This is a genomic window from Pseudomonas sp. (assembly GCF_048269965.1).
In the GTDB taxonomy this organism is placed as follows: Bacteria; Pseudomonadota; Gammaproteobacteria; order Pseudomonadales; family Pseudomonadaceae; genus Aquipseudomonas.
The window spans coordinates 34,539-49,118 of record NZ_JBLWTV010000013.1 but is presented as its reverse complement, the minus strand read 5'-3'; the positions used below and the strand labels follow the sequence as shown (position 1 = coordinate 49,118).

At 63.7% G+C, this 14,580-nt stretch carries 12 protein-coding genes; 11 read left to right on the top strand and 1 reads right to left on the bottom strand.

Annotation, left to right across the window (positions count from 1 at the left end; genetic code table 11):
• The first annotated feature begins 98 nt into the window (after positions 1 to 98).
• The 9 genes from ACN0X6_RS15810 (at position 99) to betA (ending at position 10,562) form a co-directional block, all read left to right on the top strand.
• The gene (locus tag ACN0X6_RS15810; protein WP_417705314.1) at positions 99 to 1,043 is read left to right on the top strand and encodes an ABC transporter substrate-binding protein; all 945 of its coding nucleotides are present in this window, start codon (positions 99 to 101) and stop codon (positions 1,041 to 1,043) included.
• A 246-nt stretch (positions 1,044 to 1,289) separates the two neighbouring features.
• The gene (locus ACN0X6_RS15805) at positions 1,290 to 1,529 is read left to right on the top strand and encodes a hypothetical protein (RefSeq protein ID WP_417705312.1); all 240 of its coding nucleotides are present in this window, start codon (positions 1,290 to 1,292) and stop codon (positions 1,527 to 1,529) included.
• A 489-nt stretch (positions 1,530 to 2,018) separates the two neighbouring features.
• A complete protein-coding gene (locus tag ACN0X6_RS15800; RefSeq protein ID WP_417705310.1) occupies positions 2,019 to 3,224 on the top strand; it encodes a quaternary amine ABC transporter ATP-binding protein in 1,206 nt (401 codons plus the stop codon).
• The gene (locus tag ACN0X6_RS15795) at positions 3,217 to 4,095 is read left to right on the top strand and encodes an ABC transporter permease (RefSeq protein WP_417705308.1); all 879 of its coding nucleotides are present in this window, start codon (positions 3,217 to 3,219) and stop codon (positions 4,093 to 4,095) included. The genes ACN0X6_RS15800 and ACN0X6_RS15795 overlap by 8 nt, the downstream gene beginning before the upstream one ends.
• Before the next feature lie 29 nt (positions 4,096 to 4,124).
• Positions 4,125 to 5,069: a choline ABC transporter substrate-binding protein gene (locus ACN0X6_RS15790; protein ID WP_417705306.1), complete on the top strand. Its 945-nt coding sequence runs from the start codon at positions 4,125 to 4,127 to the stop codon at positions 5,067 to 5,069.
• Between the two features lie 208 nt (positions 5,070 to 5,277).
• Complete coding sequence (locus ACN0X6_RS15785) at positions 5,278 to 6,129, top strand: glycine betaine ABC transporter substrate-binding protein (protein ID WP_196475526.1); 852 nt, start codon at positions 5,278 to 5,280, stop codon at positions 6,127 to 6,129.
• 183 nt (positions 6,130 to 6,312) lie between these two features.
• Entirely contained in the window at positions 6,313 to 6,903 is a 591-nt protein-coding gene (gene betI / locus ACN0X6_RS15780; protein WP_417705304.1) for a transcriptional regulator BetI, read from the top strand.
• 315 nt (positions 6,904 to 7,218) lie between these two features.
• On the top strand, positions 7,219 to 8,691 hold the full coding sequence (gene betB, locus ACN0X6_RS15775) for a betaine-aldehyde dehydrogenase (protein WP_417705302.1): 1,473 nt from the start codon (positions 7,219 to 7,221) through the stop codon (positions 8,689 to 8,691).
• A 164-nt stretch (positions 8,692 to 8,855) separates the two neighbouring features.
• Entirely contained in the window at positions 8,856 to 10,562 is a 1,707-nt protein-coding gene (betA, locus tag ACN0X6_RS15770) for a choline dehydrogenase (protein ID WP_417705300.1), read from the top strand.
• On the opposite strand, the gene torT is transcribed toward betA, so the two are convergent.
• Positions 10,551 to 11,570 (bottom strand): TMAO reductase system periplasmic protein TorT, encoded by a 1,020-nt coding sequence (torT, locus tag ACN0X6_RS15765; RefSeq protein ID WP_417705298.1) that lies wholly within the window; start codon positions 11,568 to 11,570, stop codon positions 10,551 to 10,553. The genes betA and torT overlap by 12 nt on opposite strands.
• 144 nt (positions 11,571 to 11,714) lie before the next feature.
• Between torT and mdtD the strand changes: the two genes are divergently transcribed.
• Positions 11,715 to 13,136, top strand: coding sequence for a multidrug transporter subunit MdtD (gene mdtD, locus ACN0X6_RS15760; protein ID WP_417705296.1), 1,422 nt, complete (start codon positions 11,715 to 11,717; stop codon positions 13,134 to 13,136).
• Positions 13,137 to 13,184: 48 nt separating this feature from the next.
• Positions 13,185 to 14,561, top strand: coding sequence for an ATP-dependent RNA helicase DbpA (dbpA, locus tag ACN0X6_RS15755; RefSeq protein WP_417705294.1), 1,377 nt, complete (start codon positions 13,185 to 13,187; stop codon positions 14,559 to 14,561).
• Positions 14,562 to 14,580 lie beyond the last annotated feature (19 nt).

The following is a 14,580-nucleotide window of genomic DNA, read 5'->3' as shown; positions in this document are numbered from 1 at the left end:
CTCACCCAGATGGCGGCCCACCTCTTGCTGTGAAATAGCCAATCGCCCGCTCAAGGAATCTTCCAGCGGCTCCAGCCGCCCGAACAGAGACAAGCCCCATGAACAGATTTGCTCACTGGCTGCTCGTGATTGCCCTCACCTCCTCCACCGCCTTGCACGCTGCAGAAGCCGAGCGCTGCGAGCTGGTGCGCCTGAGCGACGTTGGCTGGACCGACATCACCATGACCACCGCCGTTGCTCGCCTGATACTGAGCGAGATGGGCTATCGCACGCAGATCCGCCGCATGTCGTTGCCCGACACTTACCGTGGATTATCCGAAGGCCAACTGGACGTGTTCCTGGGCAACTGGATGCCAGCCCAGAGTGAACTGGTGCAACCTCATCTGGACAGCGGCAGGATCGAGAAACTGCACACCAACCTGCCGACGGTGCGTTACACCCTGGCGGTACTGGCGCCAGGCTACGAAGGCGGACTGAAGGATTTCGCCGACATCCATCGTTTCAAGGACGAACTCGGCGGGCAGATCTTCGGCATCGAACCTGGCAACGAAGGCAACGAGATGGTCAAGGGTATGATTCGCGACAACATCTTCGGTCTCGCGGGTTTCAGCCTGGTCGAGTCCAGCGAGAGCGGCATGCTCAATCACGTCGAGCGGGCTCAACGCTTGGGCAAATGGGCGGTGTTTCTCGGCTGGGAACCGCACCCGATGAACGAGCGTCTGAAGATGAACTATCTAGCCGGTGGCGATGATTATTTCGGTCCCAATTACGGAGCGGCACAGGTCAACACGGTGGCACGCGGCGGCTTGAGCCAGCAGTGTCCCAACCTGGCTCGGCTTTTCCGCAATATGACCTTCACCATCAGCGCAGAAAACCAGTTGATGAGCGCCGTGCTGGAAGGCAACACGAACCGCCGCCGCGTGGCCAAGCAGTGGATCGAAGACAACCCGCAGATGATTGCGGCCTGGCTCGATGGTGTGAGCCACTATCAAGGCGGCCCCATCAGCAAGGTTTTCGACATATCACTGACAAGAAATGACTGATAAATTCGACGAAATAGCCGAGAAAAATCAATAAAAATGGCAGAAAAAAGAAATCACTCCATAGCTCGAAAGGGCCTTCCCTCAGCTCATCGAGAAGCAGCTTCAGGCGCGCGTGCCGAACCAGGCGTGACCGATCGGTCACATTTCGCCACTTTTCGCTTTCCCAACGATTTTCAGCACGCCACTGCCTCTTCCTGTAAATTTTTTTCAACATCGCCACAGCCCCCGCGCTACGCAGCCTGCGCCATGACCGAAGAGCTGAAAACCAGCGCCGGCGCGGCTTTCAGGCTTGGCCAAGGGGCAAAAAAGTCTGTTAAGGTTTTTAAAGCACGTTACCGGAAGCGCTTCTCGATGCTCGCACCGAGCGCTGTTCGAAACGGCATGACGCAGTGCTTTCAGGAGCCCGAAAAACGGCGAGAACATGGGAAAACACACGGCGTGACGGGCCATGTCGCCGCCCAACACGTCAGGGTCGCAAACCGATAATTGCGCAGAGCCCAAGACTATATCGTTGAGCCAGCCGATGACGTCGCTGCCGCCTCCCGAGGGGAACGGCAGACTGGGGCCCACCGCCCCGGACCGAAGAACATACAAGCGCTGGCCCACCATCGATAGGGCGCCAGTCCAACAAGAAATTTCGGATGTACGCATGCGCCAGGACGACGCATGAACCCCCAAGGGAATGGGCTTCGAAACACTGCCAGAGGGTTTGGAAAGCGGTTTGCAGCACGGCAAGACAGTGGTCACTCAGCAACAGGTTGCAACGCCGCAGCGGGCAGTTTCTGCCACCAGCCGCGCGCGCTGCAGCGTGCCCGAGCGCCACGTTCGACGCCCGCCGCGAAACGTTCGCCAACCTCGAAACTCAGCAAACACCCACACAGGTATCAGAGGCCTGACACAGCTGATCTACGCTTCGATGATGCGTGCCCAGCCGTGCCAGCGTGAACTGGATGCCGATTGAAGGGGAAACGTCCCATGCAGTCTGGAAAGATCGTGGTCGAACACCTGTACAAGGTGTTCGGCTCCAACCCACAAGAAGCCATCGACCTGCTCAAGGAAGGCTGGAGCAAGGAGAGGATTCTGGCCGAGAAAGGCGCCGTGATCGGCGTCAGCGATGTGTCGTTCAGTGTCGAAGAGGGCGAGATATTCGTTCTCATGGGCCTGTCCGGCTCTGGCAAGTCCACCCTGATCCGCCTGATCAACCGCCTGGTCGAACCCAGCGCCGGTGATGTCTACATCGATGGCCAGAACGTGGCCAAGCTGCCGCAATCGCAACTGATCGACCTGCGCCGGCGCGACATGAGCATGGTCTTCCAGTCCTTCGCCCTGATGCCTTCGCGCAGCGTGCTGGACAACGCCGCCTTCGGTCTGGAAGTGGCCGGCACCGGCCGCAAGGAGCGCGAGAGGCGCGCCATGGAAGTGCTCAAGCAGGTCGGCCTGGACACCTTCGCCCACAAGTACCCGCACGAGCTCTCCGGTGGCATGCAGCAGCGCGTCGGCCTGGCTCGCGCGCTGACGGTGAACCCGTCGATGATCATCATGGACGAGGCCTTCTCCGCCCTCGACCCGCTCAAGCGCCGCGAGATGCAGGACGTGCTGCTGGAGCTGCAGAAGACCCACCGGCGCACCATCATCTTCGTCTCCCACGACATCGAAGAAGCCATGCGCATCGGTACCCGCATCGGCATCATGGAAGGCGGCAAGCTGATCCAGGTCGGCACCCCGCAGGAACTGATCGAGAACCCGGCCAACGAGTACGTGCGCAACTTCTTCGACACCGTCGACACCAGCCGCTACCTCACCGCCGGCCAGCTCAAGGCCGACAGCGTGCCGACCTACGTCTACAACGGCAAGGCGCCGGATGCGGCAGTGATCTGCAAGGACTTGCAGGCGCTGGACAAGCACTACGCCTTCATCGTCGACGAGCAGAACAACTTCCAGGGCTCCATCAGCCTGGAAAAGATCGCCCTGATGGTCGACGGCGACGAACCCAGGCCTCTCGAGGCGGATGCGCTCAAGCAGGTGGTGCCGGTACCCGAAGACATGCCGCTGGAACACGTCATCACGCGCCTGGTGGACAACGAAGGTCCAATTCCGGTGGTGGACGCCGAAGGCCACTACTGCGGCGCCATCAGCAAGGGCCGTCTGCTGACCCGACTGCAGGGGGAATCCCATGAGTGACAAGAAACTCGACCTGGGTAGCTGGGTCAACGACGTCGTCCAGCACCTGCTGGACAACTACAGCGGTGCCTTCGACAGCATCGGCAAAGTGGTCAGCGGTTTCTCCGAAGGCATCGAAGCCTTGCTGATGCTGCCGCCGGCCTGGCTGCTGATCGCCATCTTCGTCGCCCTCGGCCTGTGGCGCATCGGCGCACGTTTCGCGGTATTCACCGCCGTGGCGTTCATCCTCATCGTCATGACCGGGTTCTGGGAACAGACCGTGGTAACCCTGGGGCTGACTTTCTCCTCGACGCTGATCAGCCTGCTGCTGGGTATTCCGCTGGGCATCTGGGCCGCCAGGAGCGAGCGCGTGGCGACCATCATCCGGCCGATCCTCGACTTCATGCAGACCATGCCGGCCTTCGTCTACCTGATTCCGGCAGCCATGCTCTTCGGCCTCGGCCGCGTGCCCGGCATCATCGCCACGGTGATCTTCGCCATGCCGCCGGCGGTACGCCTGACCAGCCTGGGCATTCGCCAGGTGAACAAGGAAATCGTCGAAGCCGGCCAGTCCTTCGGCTGCACCAGCCGCCAGTTGCTGTTCAAGGTACAACTGCCCAACGCCATGCCGTCGATCATGGCCGGGGTCAACCAGACCATCATGATGGCCCTGTCGATGGTGATCATCGCCTCGATGGTCGGCGCCGGTGGCCTGGGTAACGATGTGCTGGCGAGTATCCAGCGCCTGGACATCGGGCTAGGCTTCGAAAGCGGCATGGCCGTGGTGCTGCTGGCGATCATTCTCGACCGCATCACTGAAAGCTTCGGCACCAAGCAGGCCGCCCGCGGCGGCATCTTTGCCTGGTTCAGCGGCAAGCTGCAGCGCCAGTAAACATTTTTTCACTTCACAGGGAACCGCAGATGAAAATGATCAAGACCACCGCCGCCATCGGCCTGCTGTCCTGCGCACTGATGCAGGGCGCCATGGCCGCTGAGCCGGCGAGCTGCAAGCAGGTGCGCTTCGCCGAGATTGGCTGGGCCGACATCGCCGCCACCACGGGTGTGGCCATGACCCTGGTCGAAGGTCTGGGCTATCAGCCGCGCAAGATCATGGCTTCGGTCCCCATCGCCTTCACCGGCGTGAAGAGCGGCCAGGTCGATGTGTTCCTTGGCTACTGGGCGCCGTCGATGGACTCGGTGATCGAGCCCTTCCTCAAGAACGACGGTGTCAAGGTATTGCCCAAGGCCAACCTCGAAGGGGCCAAGTACACCCTGGCCGTGCCGACCTACGCGGCCGAAGCCGGCCTGAAGAGCTTCCAGGACATCGCCAAGTTCAAGGATCAGCTGGGCGGCAAGATTTATGGCATCGAGCCGGGTAACGACGGCAATCTGCTGATCGACGGCATGATCAAGAACAACCAGTTCGACCTCGGTGGCTTCCGCATGGTCGAGTCCAGCGAAGCCGGCATGCTGGTGCAGGTATCGCGCGCGATCAAGAAGAAAGAGCCGGTGGTCTTCCTCGGCTGGGCGCCGCACCCGATGAACACCCAGCACGACATCACCTACCTCTCCGGCGGTGACGATGTGTTCGGCCCCGACTACGGCGCGGCCAAGGTCTACACCGTGGTACCGCCGGATTACGAGGCGCGCTGCGGGAATGTCGGCAAGCTGCTGAACAACCTGCAGTTCACCGTCGATATCGAAAGCCAGTTGATGGAAAAGGTCCTGGAGAAGGAAAACCCGCAGACCGTCGCCAAGGAGTGGATCAAGGCCAATCCGGCGATCCTCGACCAGTGGCTGAGCGGCGTCACCACCTTTGACGGCCAGGACGGCGTTGCCGCCGTGAAGAAACACGTGGGGCTGTAACAAGCCACGACCTGATTCGGGCTCGAACCTCAGGGTTCGAGCCCGGAAACCTCCTCGTAAACCACTAGCGGCTGATTTCTGGCCGTGACGGGGAGACTTTGCCCGCGAACCGGCAATCTGCTGCGCAACACGGATTCGCAAGGCCCGCAATGAGAACGAGCCAGTCAACGATCTTGCAACTGCCACTCACTGATGGAGCACAACAAACATGCGCGTAATCAAGCACCTCTGCCTCGGCGCTGCCGCCCTGGCCATTGGCATGGGCAGCGCCCTCGCCGCCGACAAACCTACCCTGAAGATCGGCTACGTCAACGGCTGGGACGACAGCGTCGCCGTCACCCATGTCGCCGGTGAAATCCTGCAAAGCAAACTCGGCTACACGGTCGAACTGAAGCCGGTAGAACCCGCCATCATGTGGCAGGGCGTAGCCCGTGGCGACCTCGATGCCACCCTCTCCGCCTGGCTGCCGGCCACCCATGGCGAATACTTCGAGAAGCTCAAGGACAAGGTGGAAATCCTCGGCACCAACTATTCCGGCGCCAAGATCGGCCTGATCGTGCCGGACTACGTACAAGCCAAGAGCATCGAAGACCTGGAGAAGTACGCCAAGGACTTCGACGGCAAGATCACCGGCATCGACGCCGGTGCCGGCGTGATGCGCCGCACCGAAGACGCCATCAAGGAATACAACCTGGCCAGCATCAAGCTGATGCCAAGTTCCGGTCCGGCCATGGCCACCGCCCTGACCCGCGCCGAGAAGGCGCAGAAGCCGATCGTGGTCACCGGCTGGATTCCGCACTGGATGTTCGCCAAGTGGAAACTGCGCTTCCTCGAAGACCCGAAGAAAGTCTTTGGTGACGACGAGCGCGTCGATACCGTGGCCAACCCGGAACTGAAGGGCAAGGCCGCCGACGCTGCCGCCTTCCTCAGCAAGATTTCCTGGAGCGGTGAAGAAGTCGGCGCGGTGATGCTGGCCATCCGCGAAGGCGCCAAGCCGGACCAGGCCGCCAAGGACTGGATCGCCAAGAACCCGGATCGCGTTGCGCAGTGGCTGAAGTAAGCCTTCCTGCAGTCACATCACAAAGCGGGCTTCGGCCCGCTTTGTCGCTTACCCTGGGGTGCGCCGTGCGCACCGGGCTCCATCAGCGACAAGCCGGTGCGCATGGCGCACCCTGCCCAGGTAATTGATCGAACGATCAAAATCCGCCTAGACTCCGGCACAACTTCCCCGCTGGAGATCCCCATGCCCAAGGTCGGCATGCAGCCCATTCGTCGTTCGCAGTTGATTGCCGCCACCCTGGAAGCCGTCGACCAGGTCGGCATGGCCGATGCCAGCATCGCCTATATCGCCCGCCTGGCCGGGGTCTCCAATGGCATCATCAGCCACTACTTCAACGACAAGAACGGTCTGCTCGAAGCCACCATGCGCCATCTGATGCAGGCGCTCAGCGATGCAGTGGGAGCACGCCGTCGCGCCTTGCGCGAAGACAGCCCGCGCGCGCATCTGAAGGCGATGATCGATGGCAACTTCGATGAAAGCCAGGTCAGCGGCCCGGCAATGAAAACCTGGCTGGCGTTCTGGGCCAGCAGCATGCACCAGCCTGCCCTGCGCCGCTTGCAGCGGGTCAATGATCACCGCCTGTACTCCAATCTGTGCGGCCAGTTCCATCGCGCGCTGCCGCAGGATCAGGCCCGTTTCGCAGCTCGCGGCCTGGCTTCGCTGATCGATGGCCTGTGGCTGCGCGGCGCGCTTTCCGGCGAAGCCTTCGACACCGAGCAGGCACGGCGCATCGCCTACGACTATCTCGACCTGCAGTTGAACAAAGCCCGCTAGCCTGTCGCGAAGGCACATCGGGGGCGACGGTCCATTTTTGAGTTTGGTGGGCTGAAGCCCACCCTACAGCCCACCCAGGCCAATCTACGGGCTGCGGGCAACGCCTCGTAGGGTGTCGCGAGGCCACCTTGGCCGTGCGCACCAGCATCCCCAAACGTCCCGAACGGAAATTGCACACAGCCGAAGCGGCGCCAAGGACAAGTGGCGCCCGCCATGTCGCTTTTGGTCACGCCGGGTCGTTTTTATTGATTGATCGTTCAATTTAAATAAAATAGGCTGTTCTCCAAGCAGATTGCCAAGTGCAGAGGACAGCCCATGCCCCGTTTCGCCGAACAGCAGCTCTACATCGGTGGCCAGTACGTCGCCGCCAGCAGTGGAGAAACCTTCGACAGCATCAACCCGGCCACCGGCGAGGTGTTGGCCAAGGTGCAGCGCGCCAGCCAGACGGATGTCGACCGCGCCGTGGCCAGCGCAGCCGAAGGGCAGAAGGTGTGGGCGGCGATGACGGCCATGCAGCGCTCGCGCATCCTGCGCAAGGCCGTGGATATTCTGCGTGCGCGCAACGATGAACTGGCCGAGCTGGAAACCCTCGACACCGGCAAGCCGCTGTCCGAAACCCGCTACGTCGACATCGTCACCGGTGCCGACGTGCTGGAGTACTACGCCGGCCTGATCCCGGCCATCGAGGGCGAGCAGATCCCGCTGCGCGAGACTTCCTTCATCTACACCCGCCGCGAGCCGCTGGGCGTGGTCGCCGGCATCGGCGCGTGGAACTACCCGATCCAGATCGCCCTGTGGAAATCCGCCCCGGCCCTCGCCGCTGGCAACGCGATGATCTTCAAGCCCAGCGAAGTCACCTCGCTGAGCGCGCTGAAACTGGCCGAGATCTACACCGAGGCCGGCCTGCCCGCCGGCGTGTTCAACGTGCTCACCGGCAGCGGCCGCGAGGTCGGCCAATGGCTGACCGAGCACCCGGGCATCGAGAAGATTTCCTTCACCGGCGGCACCGTCATCGGCAAGAAGGTGATGGCCAGCGCCTCCAGTTCCAGCCTCAAGGAAGTGACCATGGAACTGGGCGGCAAGTCGCCCTTGATCGTATTCGAGGACGCCGACCTGGACCGCGCCGCCGACATCGCGGTGATGGCCAACTTCTACAGCTCCGGCCAGGTGTGCACCAACGGCACCCGCGTGTTCGTGCCGCGCATGCTGCAGGCGCGTTTCGAGGCCAAGGTGCTGGAGCGGGTAAAACGCATCCGCCTGGGCGATCCGCTCAGCGACACCACCAACTTCGGCCCGCTGGTGAGTTACGCGCACATGGAAAGCGTGCTCGGCTACATCGAGCAGGGCCGCAACGAAGGCGCACGCCTGCTGATCGGCGGTTCGCGCGTCATCGATGGCGACTATGCCAAGGGCGCCTACGTCGCCCCCACCGTATTCACCGACTGCCGGGACGACATGAGCATCGTACGCGAGGAAATCTTCGGCCCGGTGATGAGCATTCTCATCTACCACAACGAAGAGGAAGTGATCCGCCGCGCCAACGACACCGACTACGGCCTGGCTGCCGGCGTGGTGACCCGCGACCTCAATCGCGCACACCGGGTGATCCACAAGCTGGAAGCCGGCATCTGCTGGATCAACACCTGGGGCGAGTCGCCGGCCGAAATGCCGGTGGGCGGCTACAAGCAGTCCGGTGTCGGCCGCGAGAACGGCCTGGTCACCCTTGGCCACTACACCCGTATCAAATCGGTGCAGCTGGAAATGGGCGATTACACCTCGGTGTTCTGAACCCCACCACCGCGTGGGGGCGGTCGGGCGGCGCACCGCTTCAGCCGCGAAAGACATCGCGGATAAATCCGCTCCCACCAACAAGCCGCCGCCCCGTAGCCCGGATGCAATCCGGGAACAATCACCGCGTGTTCCCGGATCACAGCCGGGCAACAGGAGGAGCCATGACCCAGGAATTCGACTACATCATCATCGGCGCCGGTTCGGCCGGTAACGTCCTGGCCACCCGACTGACCGAAGACGCCGACGTCAGCGTGCTGCTGCTCGAAGCCGGCGGGCCGGACTATCGCCTCGACTTCCGTACCCAGATGCCCGCCGCCCTGGCCTTCCCGCTGCAGGGCCGGCGCTACAACTGGGCCTACGAGACCGACCCCGAGCCGTACATGAACAACCGCCGCATGGAATGCGGACGCGGCAAGGGCCTGGGCGGCTCATCGCTGATCAACGGCATGTGCTACATCCGTGGCAATGCGCTGGACTTCGACAACTGGGCCACGGCCAAGGGGCTGCAAGACTGGAGCTATCTCGACTGCCTGCCGTATTTTCGCAAGGCAGAAAGCCGCGACATCGGTCCCAACGATTACCACGGCGGCGACGGCCCGGTCAGCGTGACCACGCCCAAGGCCGGCAACAACCCGTTGTTCCACGCCATGGTCGAGGCCGGCGTGCAGGCGGGCTATCCGCGCACCGACGATCTCAACGGCTATCAGCAGGAAGGCTTCGGCCCGATGGATCGCACCGTGACCCCGGAAGGTCGCCGTGCCAGCACTGCGCGCGGCTACCTGGACCAGGCTCGGGCGCGGCCCAACCTGACCATCGTCACCCATGCCACCACCGACCGCATCCTGTTCGACGGCAAGCGTGCCAGCGGCGTCAGCTACCTGATCGGCCACTCGAACGACGCCACCGAAGCCCGTGCCCGTCGTGAAGTGCTGCTGTGCGCCGGCGCCATCGCCTCGCCGCAGATTCTGCAACGCTCAGGCGTCGGCCCCGCCGCGCTGCTGCGCGAGCTGGATATCCCGCTGGTACATGAACTGCCCGGCGTCGGCCAGAACCTGCAGGATCACCTGGAGATGTACCTGCAGTACGCCTGCACCGAACCGGTGTCGCTGTACCCGGCGCTCAAGCTGCTCAACCAGCCGGGCATCGGCGCGCAATGGCTGTTCGCCGGCAACGGCATCGGCGCCAGCAACCAGTTCGAGGCCGGCGGTTTCATCCGCACGCGCCCGGAGTTCGCCTGGCCCAACATCCAGTTCCATTTTCTGCCGGTGGCGATCAACTACAACGGCAGCAACGCGGTGAACGAGCACGGTTTCCAGGCTCACGTCGGCTCGATGCGCTCGCCCAGCCGTGGGCGCATCCAGCTCAAGTCCAGGGACCCGCGCCAGCACCCGAGCATCCTCTTCAACTACATGAGCGCCGATCAGGACTGGCAGGAGTTTCGCGACGGCATACGCCTTACCCGCGAGATCATGGCGCAGCCGGCGCTCGATCCTTACCGTGGCCGTGAAATCAGCCCTGGCGCGCATGTACGGAGCGACGCCGAGCTGGATGCCTTCATTCGCGAGCATGCCGAAACCGCCTTCCACCCGTCGTGCTCGTGCAAGATGGGCGAGGACGACATGGCGGTGGTCGATGGTCAGGGCCGCGTGCATGGTCTGCAGGGCTTGCGCGTGGTGGATGCGTCGATCATGCCGGAGATCATCACCGGCAACCTCAACGCCACCACCATCATGATCGCCGAGAAGATTGCCGACCGCATTCGCGGGCGCCAGCCACTGCCGCGCAGCAACGCGCCCTACTTCGTCGCGGGCGAACGCCCGGTGCGGGGTACGCCGCTGCGCAGGCAGGAAGACAGGTTAGTCGGGTAATTCCTGGCGGATCATCCAGTGCCCCTCGGGCGGCATCAGCCGGCCGAGATCGAAACGCTCCAGTGAGCCGGCGTCGAGCATCTCGATCTGCGGGCTCACCAGCTGCGGCAGTTTTTCTCCCTGCAGACCACGTACGGCCAGATCCAGTGCGATGCGCGCCTGAATCACCGGTGAATCGGTGGGCGCAGCCAGTACCTGGCCCTCGCGAATCTGCTCCAGCACCCGCTCGGTGGCGTACAGCGACAGCACCTGTGTCTCGGAGCCGATATTGCGCACCAGTTGCGCGGAGAAGGCCGCGGCCTCGGCATTGGCAATCAGGTAATCGAGATGCGGATGCTGCTTGAACAGCTCGCGCGCCAACTGCGCCTGCCGACTGCGATCCACCGGCCCATAGCCGCCATGGATCAGGTTCACCCGGGTTGCAGGCAAGGCATCGCGCAGACCGCGCTCGGCATCCTGCACCCAGCCGGCATCGGCCGGTCCGGGTAGCCAGCCGACCTGAATCGGCCGACCGCCGCTGATACGCACCAGATACTTGAGCGTGGCACGCGTCATGTCGGCGAAGTCGACCCGCGAATGCGCGCTGAGCCCCGGGCATTCCAGACGATTGACCAGATCGATCACCGGCCGACCGGCCTTGCTCTGCACCTCGGCCGCGCTGCACAGGTCATAGGTGTTGATGCTGGCCACGACGAACGCGTCGGCGCCACCGGCCACGCAATGCTCGAACTGCTCGAGCTGTACATCGGCATGCTCGTAACCACCGGCTTCGTAGATGCCCAGCCGCACGCCAAGACGTCTGGCCTCCTGATCCAGCCCCCAGGCCACGCCCCACCAGTAGCGGTCCTTGCCATGGGGCAGCAGCGCGCAGATACGCCAGGGCTGGCTGGCCACCGGCAATGGTCGGTAATCCAGCATGCGGCCATCGGCACGTACCGGATAGGGAAACCACTCGGCCGCCAGCAGCGGCTGGCAGGCCAGCGAAAGCCACAGAGATAACCAGCGCATGACGCCGTCCTTAGCCCTTGCGGGGCGATGTGCCAGTCACCCCAGCGTAGCATCACCTCTGGCACCTGCTTGCACATCGGCAGCCCGCAGTTGCCCGGGCTCGGTCAGCGGCCTAGAGTGAAGCGCACAGACCATGAGAACAGCATGACCAACCCCACCCTGCTCGACCCCAAAACCGCCCGCCTGCTGCCCTGGATCGTCGCCATCGCCTTCTTCATGCAGACGCTGGATGGCACCATCCTCAACACCGCACTGCCGGCCATGGCTGGCGACCTCGACGAAGACCCGCTGCGCATGCAGTCGGTGGTGATCGCCTACATGCTCACCGTGGCCCTGCTGATCCCGGCCTCGGGCTGGATAGCCGACCGCTTCGGCACGCGGCGCATCTTCTTCGGCGCCATTGCCCTGTTCAGCCTCGGCTCGCTGCTCTGCGCACTGTCGGAGTCGCTGAACATGCTGATCGGTGCACGGGTCATCCAGGGCCTGGGCGGTGCCCTGATGATGCCGGTCGGACGCCTGGTGGTGCTGCGCGCCTATCCGCGTTCGGAGCTGGTGCGAATCATGAGCTTCATCACCCTGCCCGGCCTGCTCGGCCCACTGATCGGCCCGAGCCTCGGCGGCTGGCTGGTGGAGGTGGCCAGCTGGCACTGGATCTTCCTGATCAACCTGCCGGTGGGGCTGCTCGGTTGCTGGGCAGTATGGCGTCACATGCCCGACCTGCGCGGCCCTGAGCGCAGCCGCTTCGATACCGCCGGCTTCCTGCTGTTCGGCGCGGCGATGCTGCTGATCACCGTGGCGCTGGAAGGGCTCGGCGACCTGCACCTGCCGACCATGCGCGTGGTGCTGCTGTTGCTCGGCGGCATGGCCTGCCTGGCCGCCTACTGGCTGCGTGCCGGACGTATCGAACAGCCGCTGTTCTCACCCTCGCTGTTCCACACCCGCAGTTTCGCCGTGGGCATCATCGGCAACCTGTTCGCCCGCCTCGGCAGCGGCGCGCTGCCCTTCCTCACGCCGCTGCTGCTGCAACTGGCGATGGGCTATTCGCCGGCTCAGGCCGGCATGAGCCTGATTCCCCTGGCGCTGGCGGCCATGGCGGCCAAACCCCTGGCCAGACCGCTGATCGAACGCCTCGGCTACCGCAATATCCTCACCAGTAACACCCTGCTGCTCGGCGCCCTGATCGCCAGCCTGGCCCTGGTCGATGCACACACCTCGACCTTGCAGCTGATCATCCAGCTGAGCCTGATCGGCGCCTGCAATTCCCTGCAGTTCACCGCGATGAACACCGTGACGCTGATCGACCTGGACAACCGCGACGCCAGCAGCGGCAACAGCCTGCTGTCGGTGGTGGTGCAACTGGCGATGGGCCTTGGCGTTGCCTCGGCAGCGGCGCTGCTCAGCGGCTTCAGCCGTGAACTGGGTGGCAGTGACCATATACTGCAGGCATTCCAGGCGACCTACCTGTGCGTTGGCCTGCTGTCGATGCTGGCGGCGGCGATCTTCCTGCAACTGGACACCAAAGACGGCCGTAGCGGGCGCAATATCGAGGTTTCAGCGGACGAATGAGCGGGCCTGCTACACTGCCGACCTGTTTCTCCACCCCCGAGTCTTGCCGTGACCGCTACTGCCTTCGCCAGCCTGCCCATTTCTGCCGCCATGCAGGCCAACCTCGCCGCCATCGGCTATGCCGAGATGACGCCCATTCAGGCTGCCAGCCTGCCGCTGATTCTCAAGGGCCGCGACCTGATCGCCCAGGCCAAGACCGGCAGCGGCAAGACCGCAGCCTTCGGCATCGGCCTGCTGCACCCGCTCAACCCGCGTTACTTCGGCTGCCAGGCCATGGTGCTGTGCCCAACGCGCGAACTGGCCGATCAGGTGGCCAAGGAAATCCGCCGCCTGGCCCGTGCTGCCGACAACATCAAGGTGCTCACCCTCTGCGGCGGCGTACCCTTCGGCCCGCAGATCGGCTCGCTCGAGCACGGTGCGCACGTGATCGTCGGCACGCCGGGACGCGTGCAGGAGCACCTGCGCAAGGGCACACTGAAAGTCGATGGGCTCAACACCCTGGTGCTCGACGAAGCCGACCGCATGCTCGACATGGGTTTCATCGACAGCATCAGCGAAATCATCGAACAGACCCCAGCGCGGCGCCAGACCCTGCTGTTCTCCGCCACCTACCCGCCCGCCATCGAGCAGCTTGCCGCACGCTTTTTGCGTAGCCCGGAGCGGGTCGAAGTGGAGGCACAGCACGACGACGGGCAGATCGAACAGCGCTTCTACGAAATAGCGCCGGGCCAGCGCCTGGAGGCGGTCAGCACCCTGCTGCGGCATTTCCGCAAGCAACCGACCGTGGCCTTCTGCGCCACGCGCCAACAGTGCGACGAGCTGGCCGCACAGCTGGAGGCCGAGAAGATTTCCGCCGCCGCCCTGCATGGCGACCTGGAACAACGCGATCGCGATCAGATTCTCGCCCTGTTCGCCAATCGCAGCCTCAGCGTGCTGGTGGCCACCGACGTCGCGGCGCGCGGCCTGGATATCGCCGGGCTGGAAATGGTGATCAACGTCGAGCTGTCGCGTGATGCCGAGGTGCATATCCACCGCATCGGCCGCAGTGGTCGCGCTGGCGAGAAAGGTCTGGCACTGAGCCTGGTGGCGCCCGCTGAAGCCGGTCGTGCCCAGGCCATCGAAACCCTGCAGGGCAAGGAACTGGCCTGGTACCCGCTGCCCGCCGCCAAGGCGACGGGTGAGCCGCTGCTGCCGCCGATGCACACCATCTGCATCGGCGCCGGACGCAAGGACAAGCTACGCCCCGGCGATATCCTCGGAGCCCTGACCGGCGACGCCGGGTTGCCCGGTAGCCAGGTCGGCAAGATCGCCCTGTTCGACTACCAGGCCTATGTCGCAGTCGAACGCGACGTCGCCCGCCAGGCGCTCAAGCGCCTCACCGAAGGCAAGATCAAGGGCAGAACGCTGCGTGTGCGTCTATTGTAAGGCTGATATAACGAGTCAA